General features: G+C 67.1%; 26 protein-coding genes and 1 pseudogene. 14 read left to right on the top strand and 13 right to left on the bottom strand.

Going from position 1 to position 26,335, the window contains the following annotated elements:
- Positions 1-1,257, top strand: a pseudogene (locus tag HQ354_RS18185) (hypothetical protein); the annotation flags it as partial.
- A 46-nt stretch (positions 1,258-1,303) separates the two neighbouring features.
- Here the strand turns inward: HQ354_RS18185 and menE are convergent.
- From menE to HQ354_RS18210, 5 genes are read right to left on the bottom strand one after another with little or no spacing between them, the layout of a single operon-like run.
- Positions 1,304-2,461, bottom strand: coding sequence for an o-succinylbenzoate--CoA ligase (gene menE, locus HQ354_RS18190; RefSeq protein ID WP_167679245.1), 1,158 nt, complete (start codon positions 2,459-2,461; stop codon positions 1,304-1,306).
- 9 nt (positions 2,462-2,470) lie between these two features.
- Complete coding sequence (locus tag HQ354_RS18195; RefSeq protein WP_114328202.1) at positions 2,471-2,785, bottom strand: DUF3349 domain-containing protein; 315 nt, start codon at positions 2,783-2,785, stop codon at positions 2,471-2,473.
- Positions 2,786-3,112 (bottom strand): DUF3349 domain-containing protein, encoded by a 327-nt coding sequence (locus tag HQ354_RS18200; protein WP_167679243.1) that lies wholly within the window; start codon positions 3,110-3,112, stop codon positions 2,786-2,788.
- Positions 3,113-3,129: 17 nt separating this feature from the next.
- The gene (locus HQ354_RS18205; protein WP_167679241.1) at positions 3,130-3,441 is read right to left on the bottom strand and encodes a hypothetical protein; all 312 of its coding nucleotides are present in this window, start codon (positions 3,439-3,441) and stop codon (positions 3,130-3,132) included.
- A gap of 10 nt (positions 3,442-3,451) precedes the next feature.
- A complete protein-coding gene (locus HQ354_RS18210; protein WP_167679239.1) occupies positions 3,452-4,618 on the bottom strand; it encodes an inorganic phosphate transporter in 1,167 nt (388 codons plus the stop codon).
- Between the two features lie 198 nt (positions 4,619-4,816).
- Here HQ354_RS18210 and HQ354_RS18215 point away from each other — a divergent pair, with 198 nt between their 5' ends.
- On the top strand, positions 4,817-6,022 hold the full coding sequence (locus tag HQ354_RS18215) for a hypothetical protein (RefSeq protein ID WP_167679236.1): 1,206 nt from the start codon (positions 4,817-4,819) through the stop codon (positions 6,020-6,022).
- A gap of 69 nt (positions 6,023-6,091) precedes the next feature.
- The gene (locus tag HQ354_RS18220) at positions 6,092-7,363 is read left to right on the top strand and encodes an EAL domain-containing protein (RefSeq protein ID WP_167679234.1); all 1,272 of its coding nucleotides are present in this window, start codon (positions 6,092-6,094) and stop codon (positions 7,361-7,363) included.
- Here HQ354_RS18220 and HQ354_RS18225 read toward each other — a convergent pair whose 3' ends face one another.
- The 3 genes from HQ354_RS18225 to HQ354_RS18235 all read right to left on the bottom strand — a co-directional run bounded on the left by HQ354_RS18225 (position 7,364) and on the right by HQ354_RS18235 (position 9,854).
- Positions 7,364-7,750 (bottom strand): VOC family protein, encoded by a 387-nt coding sequence (locus tag HQ354_RS18225; protein ID WP_068429270.1) that lies wholly within the window; start codon positions 7,748-7,750, stop codon positions 7,364-7,366.
- 56 nt (positions 7,751-7,806) lie between these two features.
- Entirely contained in the window at positions 7,807-8,877 is a 1,071-nt protein-coding gene (locus HQ354_RS18230) for a GGDEF domain-containing protein (RefSeq protein WP_308115227.1), read from the bottom strand.
- Positions 8,878-8,960: 83 nt separating this feature from the next.
- Entirely contained in the window at positions 8,961-9,854 is an 894-nt protein-coding gene (locus tag HQ354_RS18235) for a 1,4-dihydroxy-2-naphthoyl-CoA synthase (protein ID WP_167679230.1), read from the bottom strand.
- Positions 9,855-9,937: 83 nt separating this feature from the next.
- Here HQ354_RS18235 and HQ354_RS18240 point away from each other — a divergent pair, with 83 nt between their 5' ends.
- The 3 genes from HQ354_RS18240 to HQ354_RS18250 are packed head-to-tail and all read left to right on the top strand — an operon-like array spanning position 9,938 to position 12,032.
- The gene (locus tag HQ354_RS18240; protein WP_167679229.1) at positions 9,938-10,567 is read left to right on the top strand and encodes a PaaI family thioesterase; all 630 of its coding nucleotides are present in this window, start codon (positions 9,938-9,940) and stop codon (positions 10,565-10,567) included.
- On the top strand, positions 10,564-11,535 hold the full coding sequence (locus HQ354_RS18245) for an o-succinylbenzoate synthase (protein WP_222635346.1): 972 nt from the start codon (positions 10,564-10,566) through the stop codon (positions 11,533-11,535). The genes HQ354_RS18240 and HQ354_RS18245 overlap by 4 nt, the downstream gene beginning before the upstream one ends.
- Before the next feature lie 50 nt (positions 11,536-11,585).
- Entirely contained in the window at positions 11,586-12,032 is a 447-nt protein-coding gene (locus HQ354_RS18250; protein WP_068429278.1) for a hypothetical protein, read from the top strand.
- A gap of 62 nt (positions 12,033-12,094) precedes the next feature.
- On the opposite strand, the gene HQ354_RS18255 is transcribed toward HQ354_RS18250, so the two are convergent.
- Together HQ354_RS18255 and HQ354_RS18260 are read right to left on the bottom strand one after the other, a co-directional pair.
- Entirely contained in the window at positions 12,095-13,528 is a 1,434-nt protein-coding gene (locus HQ354_RS18255) for a DUF2252 domain-containing protein (RefSeq protein ID WP_222635345.1), read from the bottom strand.
- 34 nt (positions 13,529-13,562) lie between these two features.
- Positions 13,563-14,159 carry a flavin reductase family protein gene (locus HQ354_RS18260; RefSeq protein WP_068429284.1) on the bottom strand — a complete coding sequence of 199 codons (597 nt, stop codon included), beginning with the start codon at positions 14,157-14,159 and terminating at the stop codon, positions 13,563-13,565.
- Positions 14,160-14,232: 73 nt separating this feature from the next.
- Here HQ354_RS18260 and menD point away from each other — a divergent pair, with 73 nt between their 5' ends.
- From menD to HQ354_RS18280, 4 genes are all read left to right on the top strand, one after another.
- Positions 14,233-15,843: a 2-succinyl-5-enolpyruvyl-6-hydroxy-3-cyclohexene-1-carboxylic-acid synthase gene (gene menD / locus HQ354_RS18265; protein WP_222635344.1), complete on the top strand. Its 1,611-nt coding sequence runs from the start codon at positions 14,233-14,235 to the stop codon at positions 15,841-15,843.
- Between the two features lie 229 nt (positions 15,844-16,072).
- Positions 16,073-17,572, top strand: coding sequence for a sigma-54-dependent Fis family transcriptional regulator (locus HQ354_RS18270; RefSeq protein ID WP_254303584.1), 1,500 nt, complete (start codon positions 16,073-16,075; stop codon positions 17,570-17,572).
- Positions 17,573-17,678: 106 nt separating this feature from the next.
- Complete coding sequence (locus HQ354_RS18275) at positions 17,679-19,178, top strand: aldehyde dehydrogenase family protein (protein ID WP_068429331.1); 1,500 nt, start codon at positions 17,679-17,681, stop codon at positions 19,176-19,178.
- A 28-nt stretch (positions 19,179-19,206) separates the two neighbouring features.
- Entirely contained in the window at positions 19,207-20,319 is a 1,113-nt protein-coding gene (locus tag HQ354_RS18280; RefSeq protein ID WP_068429294.1) for an NDMA-dependent alcohol dehydrogenase, read from the top strand.
- A 40-nt stretch (positions 20,320-20,359) separates the two neighbouring features.
- Here the strand turns inward: HQ354_RS18280 and HQ354_RS18285 are convergent, their stop codons facing one another.
- Positions 20,360-20,878 (bottom strand): DUF2505 domain-containing protein, encoded by a 519-nt coding sequence (locus HQ354_RS18285; RefSeq protein ID WP_068429297.1) that lies wholly within the window; start codon positions 20,876-20,878, stop codon positions 20,360-20,362.
- 58 nt (positions 20,879-20,936) lie between these two features.
- On the opposite strand from HQ354_RS18285, the gene HQ354_RS18290 reads away from it, so the two are divergent.
- Together HQ354_RS18290 and HQ354_RS18295 are read left to right on the top strand one after the other, a co-directional pair.
- The gene (locus HQ354_RS18290; RefSeq protein WP_068429299.1) at positions 20,937-21,386 is read left to right on the top strand and encodes a DUF3592 domain-containing protein; all 450 of its coding nucleotides are present in this window, start codon (positions 20,937-20,939) and stop codon (positions 21,384-21,386) included.
- 104 nt (positions 21,387-21,490) lie between these two features.
- Entirely contained in the window at positions 21,491-22,441 is a 951-nt protein-coding gene (locus HQ354_RS18295) for a ferritin-like domain-containing protein (protein WP_068429302.1), read from the top strand.
- Between the two features lie 71 nt (positions 22,442-22,512).
- Here the strand turns inward: HQ354_RS18295 and HQ354_RS18300 are convergent, their stop codons facing one another.
- A complete protein-coding gene (locus HQ354_RS18300; protein ID WP_084423893.1) occupies positions 22,513-23,097 on the bottom strand; it encodes a TetR/AcrR family transcriptional regulator in 585 nt (194 codons plus the stop codon).
- Between the two features lie 137 nt (positions 23,098-23,234).
- Between HQ354_RS18300 and HQ354_RS18305 the strand changes: the two genes are divergently transcribed.
- On the top strand, positions 23,235-24,371 hold the full coding sequence (locus HQ354_RS18305; RefSeq protein ID WP_222635343.1) for a glycosyltransferase family 1 protein: 1,137 nt from the start codon (positions 23,235-23,237) through the stop codon (positions 24,369-24,371).
- 13 nt (positions 24,372-24,384) lie between these two features.
- Complete coding sequence (locus HQ354_RS18310; RefSeq protein ID WP_084423894.1) at positions 24,385-25,077, top strand: demethylmenaquinone methyltransferase; 693 nt, start codon at positions 24,385-24,387, stop codon at positions 25,075-25,077.
- 27 nt (positions 25,078-25,104) lie between these two features.
- Here HQ354_RS18310 and HQ354_RS18315 read toward each other — a convergent pair whose 3' ends face one another.
- Positions 25,105-26,328, bottom strand: a complete 1,224-nt coding sequence (locus HQ354_RS18315) for a geranylgeranyl reductase family protein (protein WP_068429340.1) — start codon at positions 26,326-26,328, stop codon at positions 25,105-25,107.
- Between the last annotated feature and the right edge of the window lie 7 nt (positions 26,329-26,335).

Genomic DNA, 26,335 nt, shown 5'->3' on the forward strand with positions numbered 1-26,335 from the left:
ACCACGGCCGACAACGACGACGAAGTAAGAGACGCGAGCGCAGTCAGCGATGCGGGCAACGACAGTGACGCGTGCGAGGCTGGCGACCAGAGTCAGGCTAGCGACGAGACCTGCAGCGGCGGAGGCGGCGAAAACGAGGCCGACGGCGAGAGCACGGGGACCGAGACCACCGAGAGTGAAAACACAGCGGCCAAGACCGCCGAGACCGCCCAGAGTGAAAACACGGCGGCCGAGACCGACGACCGGGTCGAGGAAAACGACGGCGACGCGGCTGACGACCGGGTCGAGGAAAACGACGGCGACGCGGCTGACGACCGGGTCGAGGAAAACGACGGCGACGCGGCTGACGACCAGGGCGACCAAAACGACTGCGACGCGGCCGAAGACACGGCTGCGGCCTCAAATGACGGGTGCGCGGCATCCGAAAGGGACGCCGCCGCAGCTACCGGAGGCTCGATACCCGTCGATCATCTGACGTTCCACCCACTCGGACGCGGGCGACGCCGACGCGGACTGAACCTACCAAAACCGGCTGCAGGCGCCGCTCGCGCACAGACCGTCCCCAACGACACCGGCCCCTACCGCGGCTCCTACACACTCATCGCCGCCCTCGAGAAAGCGATCGCCGCCAACCCTGCTGTCGCGCAAGCGCTCTACCCCGACGGTCACGGCGGATTCATCGAACCACCCGCCGGGGCGCTGCAGTACAAGCCCCGCGCACAGCTCGCCGACCTGGTCCGCCACCGCGACCGCACCTGCCGATTCCCCGGCTGCGACGTCCCCGCAGCCAGCTGCGAACTCGACCACATCATCCCCTACCTCCACCACGACCCCGCCCGCGGCGGCTGGACGATCCTGACCAACCTGCACTGCCTGTGCCGCTACCACCACTCCCTCAAAACCATGGGCGCCTGGCACACCACCACGCTCGCCGGAGCCATAGAACACTGGACATCGAACTCTGGCAGCACCGCCGTCACCCTCCCCGGAAACAGCGTCGGCGCAACCGATCTCACCGGCCACACACTCACACCACACATACCCCGCAAACGCAGACCCACATGCGAAAAGACATCACACGAACCGAAATCGACAGCCCCACCGCCCGTCGAGCCCGACAAAACCAGCGAGACAGAAAAGACCAGCCAGGCCGAGAAGGCCAGCGAGACAACCACCCACGATGAACCCACCGACCCCTGGAACGTCGACATCACCGGAAAAGAAAGGGTAGACGCCGATGACCCAGCACCGTTCTGAGCAGACGGCGACCCGCCAATATCGTTGTCGCCGTGCGGCGTCGGCGTTACGCGCCTCGGTGGAGAGGGTCGTCCAGCAGCTGTTTCCGCAGACCCGCGCGGTCCACTTTCCCCGGCCCACGCACGGGCAACGCGTCGACCAGGAAAAGCTCACGCGGCGCGGCAGTCGGATCGAGCGTCCGAATCACGTGCTCGCGCAACGACTCCAGTGTCAACGGCCCGGACGCGACGACCGCAGCCACGACGCGCTGGCCCAGCCGCTCGTCGGGCAGACCGAGAACCGCGCATTCACGCACCAACGGGTGTGTCACCAGCGCTGCCTCGACCACCTGCGGCACGACCGTCAGACCGCCGGTCGAGATGGCCTCGTCGAGCCTGCCCTGGATCGACAGCACGCCGTCGGTCAGGAGGCCGGCGTCGTCGGTGCGGAACCATCCCGGCTCGGCGAACGCGGGATGATCCGGCATGCCGCGATACCCGAGTGCCACGGTCGCGCCACCGAGCACGACGCGGCCGTCGTCGAGGCGAACGGTCACTCCGTCCAGCGGCACACCGTCGTAGACGCAGCCGCCCGCGGTCTCACTCATGCCGTACGTACGAACCAACCGTATTCCGGCCGCACATGCTCTCTCCCGCAACGGAACCGGCGTGGCCGCACCTCCGAGCAGGACGGCGTCGAACGACGCCAATGCCTCCGTAGCCGCGGGATCGTCGAGCACCTTGACCAACTGCGTCGGCACCAGCGACGTGTATCGACGCCCGGACATGCGCGCGACGGCACCCGGGAGCAACGACGGATCGAAGCCGGCCGCGACGTCGAGAATCACCGGATCGGTTCCGGCGAGAGCGCTACGCAGCAGCACCTGCATCCCGGCGATGTGATGGGCGGGCAACGCCAGCAACCACGAACCGGGCCCACCCAGCCGGTCGTACGTTGCTGTTCCACTGGCCCGCAGCGCCGACGCCGACAGCATCGCGCCCTTCGGTGTTCCCGTCGTCCCGGAGGTGGCGACCACCAACGCAGCCGCGTCGTAGATCTCGGTGCCCGGCGCGAGGGCGTCGCGCAGCCTGGCGGTTTCCCGCTCGTCGGCCGCGGGGACGGGCAGGACCGCAGGGGAGCTGCCGTCCAGAACCGAGCGAAGCCGCGGCAGGAGATCTGCCGCGGCTTCACCGGTGGGAATCTTCAATTCTTCGAGCAAGTTCACATTGCAAGCCTATTCCGGCGGCTCGATCGTGAACGGGTCGGCAAGCGGCCACCCACCCTTGGCGAGGTTGGCACGGACGCGGGCGATGTCCTCTTCCCGCGGCATCTCGTTGGTCACCTTCGTGATCGTCACCGCGATGCCCGCCTTGTCGGCTGGGATCTGACCGTCGGCGATGAGCGCGTCCATCACCGCCTGGACCTCGTCGTCCGACAGACGACGTGCCAAGAGCGCGAACAGCGGCACGTAATCCGAATCGGGCACACCCTCCGGATAGCCCACGCGAAGCCACCCGAGGATCGAGGCCAAGAACTGAGGCACTGCCATCTACTTCAGCGACGCGGGATCGGCGAGCGGCCAGCCACCGGCGGCGAGCCGAGCCGACACACGCGTGATGTCGTCGGCGGTGGGCTCGTGGTCGACGAGCTCGCGGATGTACGTGCTGATCTCCTCGTTCGAGATCGCGCCGTCCTGAAGCGCTCCGCTGACGGGGGAGACGAGGGACAGAACGACCTCGTGCACCTGCGCATCGGTCAGTTCGGCCTTGCGCAGCAACGCGACGAGCGGGAAACGATCCTTGGGCGGAACTCCCTCCGGGTAGCCGGCGCGAAGCCAGTTCAGGACGGAGCCGGGAAACGTGCTTGTCTCGGTCATGGAAGGTGTCCTTCTGATCAGAAGACGGAGATGCCGAAGGTGCTGTCCAGGAAGTCCTTCATGATGAAGAGAATTCCGGCGACGATGGCGACGATCACGACGGCGAAGCAGAGAGCTGCTGCCGCGGTGGCGACTACCGGACGTGCAGTGGTGGAGCCTGCTGAAAGACCCGACGAAGCGGTGGCGGTCGTCGAACCGTCGTCGCGCGCTTCACCGATGGACAGTGCTTTGAGCCCGACGGCGAAGATGGCCGGCAAACCCGCACCGAGGAGAAGTCCGACGAGGACGACCTGCCACAGCGAGTCGATCGTGTGCTTGAGCGTTTCCATTGTGTGTGTCCTAAACCGTTGTGGTCGTCTTGGCGTCGGCCGGAACCAGTCCGCCGTCCCACTCGTCGTTGACGTTGTTCGGGTCGATCGGCTGGCGGCGCGAGCGGATGTACATGAAGGCTGCCAGCGCGACGAGGATCGCGAAGACGACGAGGATGCCGGGGAGTCCGCCGATGACGTCGGCGAGGAACCAGCAGATCGCGCCGACGATGGCGGCCGACGGCAGAGTGACGACCCAGGCGACGGCCATGCGTCCGGCGACGCCCCAGCGCACTGCCGCGCCCGGCTTGCCGAGTCCCGATCCGAGGATCGAGCCGGTCGCGACCTGCGTCGTCGACAACGGGAGTCCGAGGTGGCTCGACGTGAGAATGATCGCGGCCGAGGAGGATTCGGCTGCCATACCCTGCGGCGACGCGATCTCGACGAGACCCTTTCCGAGGGTGCGGATGACGCGCCAACCACCGAGGTAGGTGCCGAGTGCGATCGCGAGAGCACAGGTGACCTTCACCCAGAGAGGCATCTCCGAGTCGGGGGTGACGGTGCCGTACGCGACGAGGGCCAAGAAGATGACGCCCATCGTCTTCTGCGCGTCGTTGGTGCCGTGAGCGAGCGAGACCAGCGACGCCGACCCGATCTGGCCCCAGCGGAATCCGCGTTCCTTCGACTTCTCGGGGACGGCGTTGGTGATGCGGTAGATGACCCACGTACCGACGGTGGCGACGAGGCCTGCGACGACGGGTGCGAGCACTGCGGGGAGGACGATCTTGCTCCACACGCCGTCCCAGACGACACCCGAGGTGCCGAGGCCGGCGATGGTGGCGCCGATCAGTCCACCGAAGAGAGCGTGCGACGAACTGGACGGAATGCCCAGCAGCCAGGTCGCGAGGTTCCACAGAATGCCGCCGACGAGTCCGGCGAAGATGATGGTCAGCAGTGCCTGACCTCCGGTGTCGCCCAGATTCACGATGCCCTTCGCGACCGTGGCTGCGACCTCTACGGAAAGAAAAGCGCCGACCAGATTCAGGACGGCGGACAGGGTGACCGCAACCTTGGGCTTCAGTGCCCCGGTTGCGATCGACGTCGCCATGGCGTTGGCGGTGTCGTGGAAACCGTTGGTGAAGTCGAAGGCCAGAGCCGTCACGACGACCACCAGAAGGACGAGGAATTCTGCGCTCACGAGAAAATTGTGGGGCCGGTCCCGCCGAAAACGATAATTTCGTTCGAAGTGTTCTTTTCGGGTTTCTGCAGGACCCCTCCCGTTCACCTTCCGTTCACTCTTTTGCCTTATATGTCCGATTTGCGTGCGACCCCCATCACTCGGCTACGAGCGTCGGCTCGAGCGACACTGTGGGACCGCTGTGGAACAGTGGAAAGCATGGATTTCGACGACGCTCCCAGCGGTGGGTTACCCAGCGGCGGGCACGGTGTGGACGAGGCCGTCGCGGCCGCGTTGTCGTACCTGGATTCGGTGGATCCCGCGACGGCTGCCGACGCTCGAACCGGCTGGGAGGGCCTGCGTCTCGTCTCGCCCGCCGCAGGTCCGACGCAGAGTTCGGTGCAGTCGTTCCTGTGGCTGCATCTGCGGGTTCTGGTCGACGACGCGGGTCGTGCCTGGGAGATCGCACAGGCGCTCGCCGACCTGCTCGATCGACTCGGTCACGCCCGCTACGCCGACATCGCGCGCGGCGAGAGCACCCGAACACTGCTGCATGCCGACGACGAAACGTGGCAGCAACTCTTGTCCGACGCCGTGGCGCGGTCGGGTATCGGTGCGGAGAACACCGAACTCGTCACGTGGCAGGAAACGCCCGTCGGCCCCGAGCGGGCGATGGTCGACCTGATCGGCGAAACGCTCGAAGTCGCAACGATCGCAGGCGAATTCGCCCCGAAGCGACTCGGCGGCGCGCCTCTGCGTGACACCACCCTCGCCTCGCGTCGGCGCGGCGTCACCGACTCGGTACTGCGGTCCGAGCGTGCGGGTGGTGTTCTCCTCGAGCAACTGCTCGATCACCGTCTCGAGCTCTGGACTCGATACAGTCCGCCGCGCGCCGAGCTGTATCGGGATCTCGCCCAGCCGCTGCACGACGCCGGTGAGCCTGCCTACGGATGTGTCCGACGGCTCGAAGGCCTGCTCGCTCAGGTCGGGGAGGGTGTCGACGTCGACGCCGACCTGTCGGATGTGTCCGGACGCCTGTTGCAGCGGCTCGGACTCGTCCGCAAACACCATCGTCGGCTCGTGCCGACGACGCGTGCCCGCGGCATCAGCGCCGATCGGATGTGGGCCACCGTCGTCAGTCGATTGATCGGTACCGACTACCACCCCGACGCCATAGCCGCCGAGGTGATGGTGGCCGAGGTCGCCCGTGGGCAGTGGCCCCACGGCACCACCATGTTGACCACCGCACTGCTGCGGGCGGAGGGATGGACCACCGATCCCGATCCGGACGCCGACGCCGTCCTCGTCGACCTCGTCACGCTCGGGTCGCCGCGTGAGACGGACACCCCGTCGTCGGACGCGATGCGGCTGGCTGCGGCCGTGCTCCGACACCGACTCCTCCATACTCGGCTTCCCGCTCTCTGATCGGAGGCCGCCGCTAAGCTGACAGCTGCCTGTCCCATCCGACGGGTGGGACCGTCATCGGGAGGCGCAGTGGAACACGATGCCGTCGAACCGAACCGACGGTCGCAGGCGCGACGTCAGAGCGACTCGGCACGTCGATACCTCGACCTCGAAGCGACGACGCTCGCCCTGCGGTCGACCGTGGAACTGGCTGCGCGCAGCGTCGGATTCGCGATCGCGCAGCTGAACGTTCTCGACGAGAACACTCAGTACACCCTCGTGAACATCGGTGGCCCTCCCGTGTCGACCGTCGATCGGTCGACGACCCTGTGCGACGACGTCGTCCGCTCCGAGAAGCCGGCCGTCGTCGCGCGCAACCGCATCGACGCGACGGTTCGCCAGCGAGGCATCCTCGACGAGGTCGGCGTCGCCGCATACGCGTCGGTGCCGCTGCGTGGTCGCGAAGGCCTGGTGATCGGAACGCTGTGTCTGCTCGACCGAATGCCGCGCGACTTCAGCGACGGGCAGTTCCAGGAACTGGAGCAGTTCGCGTCGATCCTCGAAGAACAGCTCGACCTGCACCGACGCGTCGGATCGAGCCCGACGCGACTCGACAACGACCACGACCTGACCGGAGCGCTGGACGCCGGACAGATGGTGCCGTGGTTCCAGCCCATCGTCGACATGCGCACCGAGAAGACCGTGGGGTTCGAGGCGTTGGCGCGCTGGCATCACCCCACGAAAGGGCTCGTCGCCCCTGCGGACTTCGTGCCGTTCGCCGAATCCACCGAGCTGATCATCGACGTCGACCTCGCCGTGATGCGGCAGGCGGTGAACGAAGCCGAGAAGTGGCATACCGTGCGCCCCGACCTGCGGCTGAGCGTCAACCTGTCCGGTCGTCATCTCAAGCACCCCGACGCGGTCGCGCAACTGCAGAGCTCGGTCGCCACGTCGTCGGTGTCGCCGTCCATGATCTCGTTGGAGCTGACGGAAACGACGTCGGTCAGCGACGGCCCGTTGATTCGCCGGCACATCGAGGACGTGCATGCCCTCGGGTTCCGTGTGCTGCTCGACGACTTCGGATCGGGATGGTCCTCGCTCGAACGCCTGGTGACGCTCGAGCCCGACGGCATCAAGATCGACGGCCAGCTCACCAAGTTCGTCGACACCGAGCGTGGCCGCGCGCTGCTGCGCGCGTTGTCGGTCGTCGCGCAGGATCTCGAGATGTCGATGATCATCGAAGGCGTCGAGACGCGGGAGCAGGCAGACATCGCGCTCGACCTCGGATGCACTCTGGCGCAAGGCTTTCTGTGGTCCAGGCCGCTGTCGGCGAGCGCGGTGCGGCGCTCGCTGAATCTGTAGTCAGTCGCCGCGCACGTCGCGTCGCAACGGATGATCCGACGGGATCTCGACGAGAACGATCGGAACGCCGTCGGGATCGCGCAGCCACATCTCGATCAGACCCCACGATTCCTGCTTCGGATCCCGGTCGACCGCGACGCCACGCTCGCGCAGCTCGGCGGCCGCGGCCTCGATGTCACGAACCTGGAGCCACAGGGCACCGTCGAACGTGCTCGGCGTCGACGAACCGCCGTGGGCCGCGACCTCGATGAGGCTCTGGCCCGCGAAGAAGACCGTCCCCGCGCCGTACTCGCGGTGCACGGCGAGTCCGAGGTCGTCGCGGTAGAACGCGAGCGTGCGGTCGTAGTCGGCGGGACGCAGGATGGTTCGACCGCTCAGTATCTCCACGACACATCGATACCACAGGATTCGGACATCACGCGGTGAACCGATGCGTGCACAGGTCAGATCAACTGCGTCGCCACGCGGTTTCCGCCTGCGGCCTTCGCCTTGTACATCATCGAATCCGCCACGCGCGACGCGGTTTCGACGGTGTCCGCGCCGTTGATCCACAGGTCGGAATCGGCGTACAGGATCGCGGCCCCCACGCTGACCGTCACCGGAACCGCGTCGTTCTCGCCGTGCAGCGCGCGCCGAATTCCGTGGATCAGCGCGTCGATGTGCAACCGGGAGGTGACGACCGCCGCCAGATACTCCTCACCGCCGGTGCGTCCCAGAATGCCGTAGCGCGCGACGTGCGCGGTGAGGCGTTCGGCGACGCGGCAGATCACGGCGTCGCCCTCGTCGTGCCCGTAGACGTCGTTCACGGACTTGAACCTGTCGATGTCGACGACGATGATCGCCGCGCACCGACCTTCCTGTCGTCCCTGCTCCCACAGAACCGCGAGTCCGTTGTCGAGGCCGCGACGGTTGAGCAGTCCGGTCAGCGGGTCGAGGACCGAACTGCGGGCGTCGGCGGACAACGTCGTCAAGAAGATGTGCGACGTGACGGGCACGCTCATGATGCCGAGAAGGACGACGTTGGTCTGCACGAGCAGCGTGATCGGATCGACGTCGCCGCGGAGCCAGAGCGCCGTCGCGAACGTCAGCGTCGTCACCGACGCGAACACCAGGTGCGCGACGACCCAGCGCGGGCTGAGGAAGAACGTCACGAACGCGCCGATGACGGAGAACAGGACGCACCCCAACAACGCGTTGTGCCAATCGAAGACACTGAGCTCGGCGGCGACGCCGAGGTCCGCGTACAGCGCGAACGCGACGACGCCTTTCTTGCCGGGGAACGGAAGCAGCAGCCACATCGCGGCGATGACGATGTTGGCGGTGCTCAGTGTCAGCGTCAGCACCGTTGCGGCGGTGCCCGTCGGCCCGCCCTCGGCGAACAAGCTGAGAAACGCCATCAGGCTGATGTTGAGCATCGACAGCGCGACGATGGCCCGGACGATCCGCCCCGACGGATGCGTGTTCTGGAACTCGGTCATCCATTCGTAGTCGTGAGACTGAACGAACCACTCCACCACGGACTCCCACGCGCCGCCGGGGCGTTCGCTCCGACGGCGTGTGAGGGGGTCACGAGAGAGGGACAATGCGGCGCCCGGGCTCAGAAGTAGCGCGGGAACGGCGACCAGTCCGGGTCGCGCTTCTGCAGGAACGAGTCACGGCCTTCGACGGCTTCGTCCGTCATGTACGCCAGGCGCGTCGCCTCACCGGCGAACAACTGCTGTCCGACCAGCCCGTCGTCCTGAAGATTGAACGCGTACTTGAGCATTCGCTGAGCCTGCGGCGACTTCGAGTTGATCTTCTTCGCCCAATCGATGGCCACGTTCTCGAGTTCGTCGTGATCGACGACGCGGTTGACGGCGCCCATGGTGTGCATCTCCTCGGCCGTGTACACCTCGCCGAGGAAGAATATCTCGCGAGCGAACTTCTGGCCCACCATCTTCGCGAGATACGCACTGCCGTAACCGCCGTCGAAGCTGCCGACGTCGGCGTCGGTCTGCTTGAACCGCGCGTGTTCCCGGCTCGCGAGGGTCAGATCGCACACGACGTGGAGGCTGTGTCCGCCGCCCGCGGCCCACCCGTTGACGAGACAGATGACGACCTTGGGCATGAATCGGATCAGGCGCTGGACCTCGAGGATGTGCAGTCGGCCCGCCCGTGCTTTGTCGACGGTGTCTGCAGTGTCGCCTTCCGCGTACTGGTAGCCGCTGCGTCCACGGATGCGCTGATCCCCGCCCGAGCAGAACGACCACACGCCGTCCTTGGGTGCGGGACCGTTACCGGTGAGCAGCACGGTGCCGACGTCGGAGCTGACGCGCGCGTGCTCGAGCGTCCGGTACAGCTCGTCGACGGTGTGCGGGCGAAAAGCGTTCCTGACCTCGGGCCGATCGAACGCCACGCGCACCGTGTCGTCGGTGACATGACGGTGGTACGTGATGTCGGTGAGATCCTCGAAGCCGGGAACGGGTTGCCACAGAGCAGGGTTGAAGGTCACCCAGTTCACGATAGAGCCACCTGCCGACGTCGGAACCGGTACGCCTGACAATTGTGCGATTCGAGGAGAGATACGGTGAGGCGGTGACGGATAGTGCAGGTAAAAACGACTACGAGCACCACGGCGGATTCCCTCGGTACACCCCCGCAGAGGTCGGGCCCGAGTACGGCAGACTCGTCGACGCCCTCAGGACGCTGCAGGACCTGGCGGTCAGCACGGCGCCGACGCCCGAGGTGACCGAGGACGCCGCCGAACGCGTCGAAGCTCTGATCGACCTGTTGAAGCCGTTCACCGTTCCGGAGGGCGAGCAGCCTGCAGGCCGCGTCCTGTCGCTGCCGGGACGCGGCTCGCTGCTGATGCTGCCGTGGACCGTCGAGAAGTTCGACGCCGAAGGTGTCCGTAGCCGTGGCATGTTCCGGCGCTATCACCTCGGCGGCAACGGCGCTGCGCACGGCGGGACGCTCCCGCTGCTGTTCGACGACCTGTTCGGCATGATCCAGCATGCGTACGGCCGCCCGATCAGCCGTACTGCGTACCTGCACATCAACTACAGAAAGATCACGCCGCTCGACACCGAGCTCGTCGTCGAGGGCAGCGTCGACAAGGTGGAAGGTCGCAAGACGTTCATCAGCGCGGTGCTGAAAGACCGCGAGGGCACGGTCCTCGCCGACTGCGAGGCTCTCATGGTCCAGCTGTTGAAGGGCCAACCGTGATCCCGTCCATCGACGAACTGCTCGCCGAGTCGGCTGTTCTCTCGTTGCCGATGCGGACGAAGTTTCGCGGCATCACCACACGCGAGGTCATGCTGATTCGCGGGCCGGGCGGGTGGGGCGAGTTCTCGCCGTTCGTCGAGTACGACGACCAGGAGTCGGCGCCGTGGCTGCGTTCGGCGATCGAAGCTGCATGGGACGGACCGCCCGAGCCCTATCGCGCACGAGTGCGCGTGAACGCGACCGTGCCTGCCGTCTCCGCGGCCGACGTACCCGGCATTCTCGCGCGGTACCCCGGCGTCGACACCGCGAAGGTGAAGGTCGCAGAAAAAGGACAGACGCTGGCCGACGACGTCGAACGCGTCCGGGCAGTGCGCGCCGAGATCCCGCGGGTGCGCGTCGACGCCAACGGCGGATGGACCGTCGACCAGGCAGTCGAAGCCCTCACGTTGCTGACCGAGGACGGAGACCTCGAATACGCCGAACAACCCTGCGCGACGGTTCCCGAGCTCGTCGAGGTCCGCAGGAGGCTGCCCGGAGTGCGCATCGCCGCCGACGAGAGCATCAGGCGCGCCGAGGACCCGCTGCGCGTCGTGCGGGCCGGGGGAGCGGACGTCGCTGTGCTCAAGGTCGCCCCGCTGGGCGGTATGCGAGCGCTGCTCGAGCTGGCCGGTGAACTCGGCGAATACGGCGTGCCCGTCGTCGTCTCCAGCGCACTCGATTCGGCCGTCGGGATGGCGTCGGGACTCGCGGCCGCGTCGGCGATTCCACGGCTCGAGTTCGCGTGTGGACTCGGCACCGGAAGCCTGCTGGAAACGGACGTCGCGGACGGGGCCGAACTGGTCGACGGAACCCTCCCGGCCGGACCCGTCGAACCCGCCCCCGAACGGTTGCGCGCACTCGCCGCGTCCGACGAGCGAACCAGGTGGTGGCACCAGCGACTTCGGCGGACCTACACGCACCTGCGGTAATCTTCCGGCGGTTACGTACTGACCTGTAAATACCCGGGAGGAAAGTCGAAGTGGTTGCTGCTCTGAAGGAATCGTTGCTCGACGAGTCGAAGCGCGACGTGCTGCTCGCCGACGTCATCGAACTGATCGACGCCGAGGTGTCGGACAAGAAGGGCGCAAGCGGCCTCGCCGTCAAGGGCGGCTACGGTGCCGTCAAGAAGGTCGGACCGTCGTACATCGAGCGGGCCGTGGAAGCGCTGTGGCCCGACTTCGTCACGCAGCTCGAGCCGTTCTGGCAGTCCTACAACGCTGCGCCGGCAGGAACGTTCGCCGACTACCTCGTCGCGAACTCCGACCAGGTCTCGAACGCGCTGCTGTCGGTCACCGACTCGCGCATCGAGGAGACCGACAAGGGCGTCGTGAAGAAGTTCTACGGCAGCCTGCGCGGTTCGGCGCAGAAGAACGTCGCCGAGGCGCTCCCGCGTCTGGGCGCACTGGTCACCAAGTACGCCGGATAGGCGCCTTCGGCGCACGTGCACGGAAATGCATAGCCCGCTATGTATTTCCGTGCACGTGGCGGCTATGTATTTCCGTGCACGTGGGTCGCGAAGCGGCCCGCCCGCACAGCCTCGACCAGCAACGCGTGATCGGCCTCGGTCTGATCCGCGTACAACCGTGCGAACCTGCTCAACGCGACGTCCACCGCATCGGACGTGCCCAGGTAACCCGCGATCATCGACGCCCCACTCGTGCGGGCGTGTCCCTTCGCCAACAGCCGGCCGACGACGCCCGCATAGTCCACGAGCGCAGGCGCATCGATCGATCCGAGGTCGATCGTGCCCTTCATGTTCCTGAACTGCCGCACGTAGTACTGACGCCCGTCGATCGTCGTCCACCCCAGCAGAGGGTCGCTCACCGTCTGCAGATCTTGCTGGTACTCGACGACGCGTTGTCCCTGATGCGCGTGCCACGCCGACTCACCGTGCACGTACGGCGCCAGCACCGAACGCCTGGCCTGCTTGAGCTGCAGGAACACGACGTCGTCGGGACTCGATCCCTCCAGCAGTGCGACGTAGGCGCGCAGCCCGACACTGCCGACGCCCACGACCCGATGCGCGACGTCGATCAACGTGTATCCGCCGAGCACTCGCCGCCAGTGCGGAGACAGCGTCGTCAGATACTCGTCGAGTCCTTCGGCGAGCAGCTCCTCGTCGCGCGCCGAGATGCGCGTGGTGATCGGCGGCTCCTCGACGAGCCGCCGCTTGCCCTCGTGCTCCTCGGTGAACTGCGGCAGCACGCGGTCGCTCGTGCGTCGCCTGGCCTTCTTGGTCGCCCGTTTGATCTCCTTGCGCAGCGAACCCTCGGTGGCGTCGGCCTCGAGCTTGTCGGCGGTCAGACGCTGGAACGAGCGCGACATCAGCGGCTCGTCCGCCAGACGCGACACCTCGATGCGATACGCCCGAACACACGCGACGACGGCTTCCTCGCACTGCTGCTCGGTGCGTCCGTTCTGCCGGCCCGCCACCCAGATGCTGGCGGCGAGGCGTCGTAGATCCCATTCCCACGCGCCGGGGTGGGCCTCGTCGAAGTCGTTGAGGTCGATGACCAGATCGCGTTCGGGGGAGGCGTAGAAGCCGAAGTTACCGAGGTGCGAGTCACCGCTGACGACGGGCGTTATCCCCGTCGACGGCAACATCGCGACGTCGCGTGCCATGACGATCGCGGTTCCACGCAGGAACCCGTACGGCGATTCGACCATCCGCTCGACGCGGACAGGGATCAGCCAGTCGATGCGCCCGTCGTGCGAGAACTCGATCTGACGGATCGGATCGAGTCGGTTCGCGGGCGGTGTCCAGTCGCCCATCGACTCACGAGACACCCTGTCCCGCAGGCTCTTTCCGAGACGATAGCGCTCCTCGCGCGGAACCGGTCGGGCCCGGAGAGTGGCGAACGATCTGCCGTCGACGTCGACGATGTCGGGGACGACGGTGTGGCCGTGTCGAGCTTCGTGCATGAATGAACTGTAAAACCGAGCGTCGGCCTGCGCGTCAGGAAGGGGTGCCGGGACGCTCGATCGACGTCACCGCGGGCGGCAGTCCCCACTCGGTACGCCCGAGTCGGCTCAGCGGAGCGATCGCCTCGAACGACGGCAGCCCGTCGGCAGCGAGGAACTCGGGACGGACGGCCACCGCGACGACGTCGCCCATCACGACGAACGAGTTACCGACCTCGACGACGCGGTGAAGCGTCGCCTCGATCGCGATCGGTGATGCCGCGACGCGAGGCGCCTTGACTCTCTCGCTCGGTTCGCTCGCGATGCCGAGCTCGTCCAGCTCACTGACACCGTGGTCGTAGCCGGCGGACGACGCGTTGACCTGTTCGAGCAACGGCTCGGTGGCCAGGTTGATCACGAACTCGCCCGTCGCCTCGATGTTCCGCAGGCTGTCCTTGCGGCCGACGGACGTGAATTGCACGACAGGCGGGTTCGCCGACGACACCGAGAAGAAGCTGTAGGGCGCGAGATTGGCCACGCCGTCGGCCGACACCGTCGACACCCACGCGATGGGACGCGGCACGACGGACGCCGTGAGCAGGGGATAGAAGGCGCGTGACGGCAACTCGGCCGCATCGAAGACTGTTCGCACCGATCCATCCTGTCAAAGACCATGCACTCGGGCCGACCGACGCCTCCACCCGAGAATCTGACAATCTGAAGTAGTGAACCCATCCACTGCTCAGGCTGCCGCCGTCGTCGACGAACTCGTGCGCGGCGGCGTCCGCGACGTCGTGTTGTGCCCAGGCTCCCGGAACGCGCCGCTGGCGTTCGCGCTGCAGGAAGCCGACGCCGAGGGCCGTCTGAGTCTGCACATGCGCATCGACGAGCGGACCGCGGGCTTCCTCGCGATCGGCCTGATCATGGGCAGTGGCCGTCCGGTTCCGGTCGTCATGACGTCGGGCACGGCCGTCGCGAATCTCGGTCCCGCGGTCCTCGAAGCCAACTACGCGCGCGTCCCGCTGATCGTGCTGAGCGCGAACCGGCCTTACGAGATGCTCGGGACCGGCGCGAACCAGACCATCGAGCAGCTCGGTCTGTTCGGCAGCCAGGTGCGCGCGACGATCAGCCTCGGCCTCGCCGAGGACGACGCAGGCCAGAACAGCCAGTGGCGTAGCGCGGTGTGCCGCGTCCTCGCCGCAGCCCGCGGCACGCGATCCGGGAACGCAGGCCCGGTGCATTTCGACATCCCGCTGCGTGAGCCGCTCGTGCCGGATCTCGCCGACCCCACACCCGCGCCCGAAGGTCGCGACGGCGGCGCAGCATGGACGACGACGCAGCAGGCGACCCTCGACGTTCCCGTCGACATCGATCTGTCGGTCGACACGATCGTCGTCTCCGGTCACGGTGCGGCGCTGCGCCCCGAGCTCGCAGGTCTGCCGACCGTCGCCGAGCCGACCGCGCCGCTGCACGGTCTCCCGCTGCACCCGATGGCTCTGGCGCAGCTGAAGCCGCGGCAGGCGATCATTACCGGACGTCCGACGCTGCACCGACCGGTGTCGGCCCTCCTCGCGGATCCGGCTGTCGACGTCTTCGCTCTGACGACGGGTCCGCGCTGGCCCGACGTCTCCGGCAACGTCCTCGCGACGGGCACGCGTGCGGTCGTGTCGGGCTCCCCGCGGGACGCGTGGATCGAACGCTGCCGGACGCTGTCGGCCAAGGCCGATCTCGCGGTCCGCGACCAGCTCGCGTCGCACCCGAAGCCGACGGGTCTGCACGTGGCTGCGACGGTCATGTCGTCCTTGCGTGACGGCGACCAACTGCTGCTCGGCGCCTCCAACCCCGTGCGCGACGCCGCCCTGGTCAGCTATCCCGCGCCCGGCGTGCGTGTGCTGTCCAACCGCGGCGTCGCGGGCATCGACGGAACCGTGTCGACGGCCGTCGGCGCGGCGTTGTCCCGGGGTGGGCGCACGATCGCGCTGCTCGGCGACCTGACGTTCCTGCACGACGCGTCGGGCCTGCTGATCGGGTCCGGCGAGCCGCGGCCGAAGGATCTGACGATCGTCGTGGCCAACGACGACGGCGGCGGCATCTTCGAACTGCTCGAGCAGGGCGATCCGCAGTACGCGGGCGCATTCGAGCGCGTGTTCGGCACGCCGCACGGCATGGATCTCGCGGCACTGTGCGCGGCGTATCGGATCGAGCACAGGAGTGTGGACACAGCCCAGCTCGCCACCGCCCTCCAGGACAACGCGGATCAGATCAGGGTGCTCGAAGTGACGACCGAACGCTCCGGCCTGCGCGAACTGCACGCGGGGATCAGGGCGCGCCTCTAGCTGTACGAATTCCGAACAGTTCCGGGTCACTCCGACGCGAGACTATGATCTGGAACACAGTAGGAACGTCGGAGGTGCCACGATCGTCACTATCGAACAGCACCCGGTCCGTCCCGAGATCGCACTGTCGTGGAAGCGGTCGCTTCTCAGCGGTGTCGACCCGTCGGCGACGGTCGCCGTCGATGTCCAGGTCGAGATCGACAGCAGGCTGCTGCGCGCCGCCGCGCCGGTGCTCGAACAAGTCGGTCAACAGATCGCGGGCACCGGGTTCTGCGTGCTGCTGGCCGACCGCGACTGCCGCGTCGTCGCCTCCGTGTACGCCGACGGGACGATCCGCCGTGCCGTCGAGCGTCTCGGAGTGTTCGACGGCGCGCTGCTGGGCGAGGACTCGGCCGGGACCAACGCGGTCGGCACGCCACTCGAGACCGGGCGAAGCATGGTCATCCACGGCGACGAACACTTTCTGGAGAGCTTCAAGGGTCTCAGCTGCTACGGACACCCGGTGATCCATCCGGTCACGGGGCGCGTCGAAGGCATTCTGGACATGACCGGCGTTGGAGCACACGCCAATCCGCTGTTCGCCCCGTTCCTGGCGAGAGCCGCGTCGGACATCGAGGCACGGTTGCTCGAGGGCTCGAAAGCGTCCGAACGACGGCTCGTCGACGCCTTTCAGCGCATCTCGCACCACAAACACGTCGCGGTGGCAGCCATCAGCGACGACTTCCTGCTGACCAACCGAACCGCGATGGACGTGCTCGACACCGAGGATCACGCCACCTTGCGTGAGCTCGCGTTGGATCTGGGTGCCGACGGCAGCCGCGTCGTCGCCGTCGACCTCGCGTCGGGAATACGGGCGAAGGTCAAGGCCGACCGTGTGGCAGGGGCCGACGGCGGTGCCCTGTTCACCGTGTTCGCCGACAAGAAGCGATCACCGATCCGACGCAGCGAGCACTCGTCGCGTCGACAGCGCTACGAACACGACGTCCGACTCGCCCGCACCGACGCCGGTGCGCTGTCGATCAGCGGTGAGCCGGGGTCGGGTCGGACCACCGCCGCGGCGGAGGTCGCAGGCGACGGCCCGGTGACTTGGCACAACGCGACGTCGATCGCCTTCGACGGTGTCGACGACTGGACGCGCAGGCTCGTCGACGCCGGACGCGAACCGGGGGTCATCGTCGTCGAGAACGTCGAACTGGTGCCGGAAACGCTGCTGCCGATCCTCACCGACCTCGTGTCGACCCCGCGCGACGGGCACCGCGTCGTGCTGACCGGCGCACCCATGTCGCACCTGCCGACGGCGACGGCCGCGCTCGTCAGTCGGTGTCCGAGCAGGCTGCATCTCACTCCGCTGCGTGAGCGTCGACCCGAGATGGCCGAACTCGCTCGAACGATTCTCGACGACGTGGCACCCGGAGTTCGGTTGGCGCCCAGCGCACTCGACGCACTCGCGTCGGCGCACTGGCCGGGCAACTTCGCCGAACTGAAGGTGGTGCTGACCAGCGCGGCCGACGCCCGGTCGTCGGACCGCATCGACGTCGCCGATCTGCCCGAGGATTATCGGTCGAGTACGCGCGCGTCACGACTCGGCGGTCGAGAGCAAGCCGAACGGACGGCGATCATCGACGCTCTGAAAACGTGCGGCGGCAACAAGTCTCACGCCAGCATGCAGCTCGGCATCAGTCGCAGCACCCTCTACGCGCGGATGCGCGCGCTCGACGTGACCTGCTGACGGACGGCCCGTGTCGTGTGTTCGAAGATCGAACAGTTACATCGCCTCACACGACGGAAATATGGCCTGCATCACATGAGTGATCGACCATATGAAGGAGCGTTCGATGACGGCCGTTGCAGACCACCCCATCCCGAGCGAGGCACGACACTTCCTGGCAGGACCGAAGAAGCTGTACATCGACGGACAGTTCGTCGACGCGGCGTCCGGTCGGACGTTCGCGACGTACAACCCCGCCGACGGAGAGAAGTTGACCGACGTCGCCCACGGTGAGGCCGAGGACGTCGACCGCGCGGTGCGGGCAGCGCGTCGGGCGTTCGAGGACGGGCCGTGGTCGCGCATGAAAGCCAACGAACGCGAACGACTCATCTGGCGTGTCGGCGACATCCTCAGCGAACGCGCCGACGAGTTCGGGCAGCTGGAAGCGCTGGACAACGGAAAGTCCGCCGTCATCGCCAGTGCTGTCGACGTCGCCTGGGCTGCAGACGTTTTCCGCTATTACGCGGGCTGGGCGACGAAGATCGAGGGCAGCACGGTCAACGTCTCGATGCCCTTCGCGCCGGGCGGTGAATTCCACGCCTACACACTGCGCGAGGCGATCGGAGTGTGCGGCCTGATCATCCCGTGGAACTTCCCGATCCTGATGGCCTCGTGGAAGCTGGCACCGGCATTGGCCGCGGGCAACACCGTCGTCCTGAAGCCGGCCGAGCAGACACCGCTGACGGCTCTGCTGCTGGCCGAGGTCTTCGAGGAAGCGGGCTTCCCACCGGGAGTCGTCAACGTCGTGACCGGTTTCGGTGACGCGGGAGCGGCACTGTCCGGGCACGAGGACGTCGACAAGGTGGCGTTCACGGGGTCGACCGAGGTCGGCAAGAAGATCGTCGACGCGGCCAAGGGCAATCTGAAGAAGGTGACGCTCGAACTCGGTGGGAAGAGCCCGAACATCGTGTACGCGGACGCGGATTTCGATGCGGCAGTGGAAGGTTCGCTGAACGCGTGGCTGTTCAACCACGGACAGTGCTGCGTTGCGGGCACACGCCTCTACGTCGAGGACTCGATCTTCGAGAAGTTCACCGAGGCGGTCGCGCACGCGGCGAGCCAGGTCAAGATCGGACCCGGCCTCGACCCCACCACCCAGCTCGGCCCGTTGATCTCGCAGGAGCAGTTCGACAAGGTGACCGGCTACCTCCATGCGGGCATCGCCGACGGCGCACGCGCGCTGACCGGTGGAAAGCGTTGGGGCGACAAGGGATACTTCGTCGAGCCGACCGTGTTCGTCGACGTCGATCCGTCGTACTCGATCGTGCAGGAGGAGATCTTCGGCCCCGTCGTTGCGGCACTTCCGTTCTCGGCCGACGACGGCCCCATCGCCGCGGCCAACGATTCGATCTACGGCCTGGCCGCAGGCATCTGGACGCGCGACATCTCGAAAGCGCACAGGACGGCCAAGCGGCTCAAGGCCGGCTCGGTCTGGATCAACCAGTACAACGGCTTCGACACCGCCATGCCGTTCGGCGGATTCAAGCAGTCCGGTTGGGGTCGCGAGCTCGGCGCGTCGGCCATCGATCTGTACACCCAGACCAAAGCAGTGAACATCGCCCTCTGAATTTCACTTCGACCGACGGGACAAGAACATGAAGACCACAGCAGCAGTACTTCTCGAAGCAGGCAAGCCGTTCGAACTGATGGAGCTCGAACTCGACGGACCCGGTCCCGGTGAGGTGTTGATCAAGTACACGGCAGCGGGGCTGTGTCATTCGGATCTGCACCTGACCGACGGTGATCTGCCTCCACGCTTCCCGATCGTGGGCGGCCACGAGGGATCGGGCATCATCGAAGAAGTCGGCCCGGGCGTGACCAAGGTCAAGCCGGGGGATCACGTCGTCTGCAGTTTCATCCCCAACTGCGGGACGTGTCGCTATTGCGCGACGGGTCGACAGAACCTGTGCGACATGGGCGCCACCATTCTCGAGGGTTCGATGCCCGACGGTTCGTTCCGATTCCATTCCAAGGGAACGGATTTCGGCGCGATGTGCATGCTGGGCACGTTCGCCGAGCGGGCGACGATCTCGCAGCACTCCGTGGTCAAGGTCGACGACTGGCTGCCGCTCGAGACTGCCGTGCTCGTCGGATGCGGAGTGCCGTCGGGATGGGGAACCGCCGTCAACGCGGGCAACCTCCGAGCCGGCGACACCGCGATCATCTACGGAATCGGCGGCCTCGGCATCAACGCGGTGCAGGGCGCGGTCGCGGCGGGATGCAAGTACGTCGTGGTCGTCGACCCGGTTGCGCTCAAGCGCGAGACCGCGCTGAAGTTCGGTGCGACGCATGCCTTCGCCGACGCCGAGAGCGCCGCCGAGAAACTGAACGAGCTGACGTGGGGGCAGGGAGCCGACGCCGCGCTGATCCTCGTCGGAACCGTCGACGAAGACGTCGTCAGCGCAGCCACCGCAGCGATCGGCAAGGGCGGAACCGTCGTCATCACCGGGTTGGCGGATCCGACGAAGCTGACGGTGCACGTGTCCGGCACCGATCTGACGCTGAATCAGAAGACCATCAAGGGAACGCTGTTCGGATCGATGAACCCGCAGTACGACATCGTCCGGCTGCTGCGTCTCTACGACGCGGGTCAGTTGAAACTGGACGAGCTCATCACCAGCAAGTACAGCCTCGAGGACGTCAACCAGGGATACCAGGACCTGCGCGACGGCAAGAACATCCGCGGCGTGATCGTGCACGACGCGTAGTTCGACGATCGGGCCGGCAGCGCGTCCGCTGCCGGCCCGATCAGTCCTGGCCTTCCTGCTGTTCTCGCTCGGCCGCCCAGTCGTGTGTCTCCTGGGTTTCCTGCTCGACCATGTCTCGGACCATGTCGTTGATGAGCGACTCGATCTTGCCGCCGATGAGCGGAATCTTGACGGTCGACGTGCCCTTGACCGTGATGATCGAGCCGGTGCCGTCCGGGCGCAGTGACATGGTCCCGTTCACCGACGCGGGGATGGCCGTCGCGCCCCCGGCCAGGGTGCCGTCGGCGCGGTCGCCGTCGAACGGGCCCCACGAATCGGTTCGAGTGACGAGCAACCGACCTCGGACGACCTTCTTGACGAACCCGGGTAGCTCCGACGTGCCGACCTCGTCGGTGATGTCGACGGTCAGACCGCCGTGATCGTGTCTGGTCAGCTCGTACCCGTCGGTCTTCTGCGCCCTCTCGAACCGGGCGAGCCACTGCTCTTCGCTGTTCAGAGCCTCGTAGACCTCCTCGGGAGAGTGTTCCGACGAGACCGTGAACTCGAAGTCGCGCGACATAGCAGCAGAGGCTACCGGAGCAGACGCCCGTCGGCGCCCCTGAGTAACGTCTACCGTCGTGGCATCCAGGGACAGCGACGACGGCAGGTCGCAGGCGTGGCGTCGGGCACGAATCTGCGTGATCGTCGTGGCGACCGGCATCTCGGTGTTGGCCGTGCTGTTGGTCGTCGCCGCCTGGAAGAACGACCGCACCATCACCTCCGACGAAGGCACTGCCACGGCCGAGGTCCTCTCCGCCGGCAAGCTGCGTTCGGCCGTCAGCTTCGTCACCCCCGACGGCGTCACACACAACCCGCAGCTCGGAGTGCTGTACCCGACCAATCTGATCGCCGGCCAGCGCATCGACGTCGAATACGCGAAGTCCGATCCGGATCTCGTGCGGGTCTCCGGCCGCGACGCCTCCGTCGCCATCGTTCCCGCGGGCTCGGTCGTCGTCGTGACCTGGGCCGTCGCGGTTCCCGTGCTGCTCCTGCTGCGACGACGCGAGCGGCAGCACCTGGCCGTCTGAGCCGCACTTCGATGTTTGGGTTCGCTACTCGTGGGTAACGCAGCGCCCGTGTCCCGGTGACACGTCGAAACGAGAACGACCCAACGACCGAAGGGGCTTTAGCGATGACTTCATCCACGTTGCTCGCGCAGTTGCGGGCCGTACTACAACTCACGAACACCGAGATCCAGGTCGCGGAAACACGCGTGGCCCAGGCGCGCACGGACGCGGTGCGCACGGAACTACTTCAGAACGCCGAGAACGGTCGGAAGCGGGCGGCGGAGATCGAGACGACTCTGCGTGACCTCGGCGGACTGCCCGACGTCGTCGCACCGTTCCTCGGGCGCACGCTCGCGCTGTTCAAGACCGTCGCCGAGCAGGCGCAGCCGTTCGACGAGGCACTTCTCGGCGATCTGGCGCTGGAACAGCAGCTGCTCGGCCGCGCCAAGTACATCAAGGCGCTCGCGACGGCGGACGACGTCCCGTCGGCGGTGCGTCTGGCCGAACGCCTGATCACCGCGCACAGCGCGACCGTCGACTGGCTGCAGACGGTACTGGCCGAGGACGCCCTCGGTGGCCCCGCGGCTCTCCGACGGACTCCGCTGCAGGCGGCGGCAGGCAGCGCCGTCAAGCTCGTGAATACACCTGCCGCCTGGTCCGCACGCGGACTGGACTACGCCGTCGACGTCGCGCGCACGACCCCGAGCCGCCTCGGGGAGTTGCTCGGGAGGGGCGCACACGCGGGCACCATCGCAGCCCGAGCAGTGTCGGCCGGTGGCGACGCGGCACTCGAAGCAGCCGAGGACGTCGTCCGCGACGAAGGTGCGGATTCCGTCGCCGAAGCACTGCACTCGGTGCGGACGGGCACGGCGCTCGAACCAGGAGACCTGCCGATCGACGACTACGACACGCTCAACGTGAACGACGCCGTCGCGGAGATCAAGGAGCTGACGGACCCGGACGACATCAGAACGATCGTCGCGTTCGAAGAGGCGACCAAGAACCGTCAGGGCGTCGTCTCGGCTGCGCAGACGCGTCTCGCCGCACTGGCGAAGGACATCGTCGGGGTCGACTGACTGCTCGGACGGATGTCCGGTGCGGATGCGGCCCGTCGGTCGCATCCGCATCGTCGTCTTCTTCGGGCGGCCTACGCGATGACCGACACGAACGCCGCTTCCAGCACGGACGCCACCGAATCGGATTGTCCGAGATAGCCGTTCACCATCGCCCCGTCGCGCAACATCATCAGCTGTCGTGCTGCGGATGCGACCTCGGAGACACCGGCGTCGGCAGCGAGCGCGGCGAAGTACTGCAGAATCCACTGTCGGTGCGCGTCGACGGCCACGCGAACCGGGTCGGCGGGATCGGCGAACTCCGCTGCGGCGTTGATGAACGCACATCCTCGAAAGCCCGGCCTGCAGCTCGCGGCCCCGATTCCGGCGGCCAACGCACGAAGCGAACCGGCCGGATCGCCGTCGCGGCGAATGCTCGTCAACCACTCGCGTTCTGCTGCTGCCTGCCCTTCCAGATAGGCGACGACGAGATCGCTCTTGGTGCGAAAGTGGCGATAGAACGTCACCTTCGTGATACCGACCTGCTCGATGATCTTGTCCGCGCTCGTCGCGCGAATCCCGTTCGCGTAGAACTGTTCGTTCGCCGCGGTGAGGATGCGCGCCCGCGTGTCCGACGCCGACGGCCGCGGTGTCGTCTTCTCCGAAGTCTCGGCCTTCATGCCGGCAGTCTACGGTTCCGCGGTGGACGAACCAGTAACTATGTCGGCGCGACGCGACGGAAGCATTCGTGTGAACTTCGCTCGCCCGTAACGTCGCCGAAGCCGGCTGGCCCGAGACGCTCCTCACACTGAGGAACGTGCGAGTAGCCATCGTTGCGGAATCGTTCCTGCCCAACATGAACGGCGTCACCAACTCGATTCTCCGAGTGCTCGAACACCTGGAGCGAGGCGGACACGACGCCATGGTCGTCGCGCCGGACAACCCCGCAGGCAAGCCGCGGGCCGACGTCGAACACGGCCGCGTCCCCGTCAACCGTGTACCTGCGGTGATGGTCCCCAAGGTCAGCTCCCTCCCCGTCGGTGTTCCCGGACCCGGTCTGACGGCCACGATCCGGGCGTTCGAGCCCGACGTCGTTCATCTCGCGTCCCCATTCCTGCTCGGTGCAGGCGGACTGGCCGCGGCCAACCGCATCGGTGTTCCCGCGGTGGCCGTGTACCAGACCGACGTCGCCGGATTCGCCGAAAGCTACGGCCTCGGGCTGACATCCAAGGCCGCGTGGCGCTGGACGCGTCGCGTGCATCGCGGTGCCGCACGGACGTTGGCGCCGTCGTCGTCGGCTGTCGAAGCGCTCGAACACCACGGCGTTCCGCGGGTCCACCGGTGGGCGCGAGGCGTCGACGCCGTCCGATTCGCCCCCTCGGCGCGACGCGAGACGCTGCGTCGACGTTGGTCGCCCGACGGCAAGATGATCATCGGATTCGTCGGCAGGCTCGCCCCGGAGAAGCACGTCGAACGTCTCGCGTCCATCGCCGACGACGTGCAACTCGTCGTCGTCGGTGACGGTCCGGAACGGCACGCGTTGGAGAAGCTGATGCCGTCGGCGATCTTCCTGGGTCAGCTCGGGGGAGACGAACTCGCGCAGGCGTATGCCAGCTTCGACGTCTTCGTGCACCCGGGCGAGCACGAGACGTTCTGTCAGGCGGTCCAGGAAGCACTCGCCAGCGGCATCCCGGTCATCGGTCCCGACGCCGGAGGTCCGCGCGATTTGATCACGCACTGCCGCAACGGCTATCTGCTTCCCGTCGACCGGTTCGCCGAGCTGCTGCCGAGTGCCGTCGCCGCGCTGCGATCGCCGGTGACTCGCGCACGCTTCGGTGAGGCGGCGCGCAAGTCGGTACTCCACCGCACGTGGCCTGCGATCTGCGACGAACTGCTCGGGCACTACGACGACGTTCTCGGCTGGGAACGTCGCAGGACGCTGCGCACTGCATGAGTAAGCTCGAGACGTGCCAACAAGTTCGCGTGCAACGCTCGAGAAGGACCCACACGAGGTCGCGTCGATGTTCGACGGCGTCGCTCGCCGTTACGACATCACCAACACCGTGCTGTCGTTCGGCCAGGATCGGAGTTGGCGCAAGCTCACTCGGGCCGCGCTGAACCTGAAGCCGGGGGAGAAGGTCCTCGACCTCGCCGCGGGTACCGGGGTGTCGACGGTCGAGCTCGCACGCAGCGGCGCGTGGTGCGTCGCCACCGATTTTTCGAAAGGCATGCTGCACGCGGGTTCCGGACGGCCCGTGCCGATGGTCGCAGGCGACGCGATGCACCTGCCGTACGCCGATGCCAGCTTCGACGCGGCCACCATCTCGTTCGGGCTGCGCAACGTCTCCGACTTCCGGGCAGGCCTGCGAGAGATCGCCCGCGTCACCAAGCCCGGTGGCCGGCTCGTCGTCTGCGAGTTCTCGACGCCGGTCTTCACGCCGTTCCGCACGGTGTACATGGAGTACCTGATGAAGGCGCTCCCCGCCGTCGCCCGCGCGGTGTCCAGCAACCCGGATGCGTACGTCTACCTCGCGGAATCGATCCGCGCGTGGCCGACGCAGGAGGAGCTGGCGCGCACGATCGCCGACTGTGGGTGGTCGAACGTCCAGTGGCGCAACCTCACCGGAGGGGTCGTCGCGCTGCATCGCGCAGTGCGCTAGCGCGCCCGCACGGGTGGCGCAGCCGCATCACGCGAACGGCGGGCGTTCGTCGATCTTCAGCGACGCACTGCCCGACGCACGCCACGCGCGTGCGACGAGGTCCGAATCCGCCTCGGTGACAAGGTTTCCCATGACGCGGACGGCGACGGTCATCAGTGCGCGCGACCGCATTCCGATCGGACCGGTGGCGGGCAGGAACCGCGGCACCGTCAGTAGACCGGCGAGGCGTCGCGCGATCGAGAACGCCTGACCGTAGTGCTCGCGCAGAATCTTCGGCCACACCTCGGTGAGCTCGGCCTCGTCCAGGATGTCGACGACCAGGCGCCCGCCCTCGAGACCGTAGTCGATGCCCTCGCCGTTGAGCGGATTCACGCACGCGGCCGCGTCGCCGATGATCGCCCAGTTGGGGCCTGCGACGTTCGAGACCGCTCCGCCCATCGGCAGCAGCGCCGACGCGACGGCTCGGAGGTCGCCGGTCAGTTTCCAGTCGTCGCGACGCTGCGACGTGTACAGATCCAGTAGCGGCCGCAGCGCGCCGGATCCTGGGCGCTTGGCGGTCGCGAGTGTGCCGACGCCGATGTTCACCTCGCCGGTGCCGAGCGGGAAGATCCAGCCGTAACCGGGCTGAAGTGTTCCGTCGCCGTCGCGCAGTTCGAGATGCGACGAGATCCACGGATCCGACGAGCGTTCCGAGCCGATGTACGCCCGAGCGGCGACGCCGAACGTGGTGTCCCGATGCCACTCTCGACCGAGTTTCTTGCCGAGGGGGGAGCGCACACCGTCGGCGACGATCACCCTGGTGCACCGAATCTCGCGGCCGTCGGCGAACACGACTGCCGTGACCGCGTTTCCATCACGCCGGACGTCGACGGCTTTCGCGCCTTCGAGCATCGTTGCGCCGGATTCGATTGCGGCGCTGCGTATTCTGTCGTCGAGTTCCGTTCGGGGCACCGCGCTGCCGACGGCAGGCAACGACCCGCCCGGCCATTCGAGCTGCAGCTCCTGCCCGAATCCCGTCAACCGCAGACCGCGGTTCTCGGCCCGGCCGCGCACCCATTCGCCGAGACCCAGCCGATCGAGCTCGGCCATCGCCCGCGGGGTCAGACCGTCGCCGCACGTCTTGTCGCGGGGGAAGGTGGCGGCGTCGGCGAGGACGACGTCCCTGCCGGCGCGGGCAGCCCACGCGGCAGCAGCGGAGCCGGCCGGGCCGGCTCCGACGACGAGAACGTCGGTGGAAAGGGGAGCGTTCACGCCTTCC

Origin of the sequence: Rhodococcus sp. BP-261 (genome assembly GCF_019835205.1) — a bacterium.
GTDB classification, from domain to species: Bacteria; Actinomycetota; Actinomycetes; order Mycobacteriales; family Mycobacteriaceae; genus Rhodococcoides; species Rhodococcoides kyotonensis_B.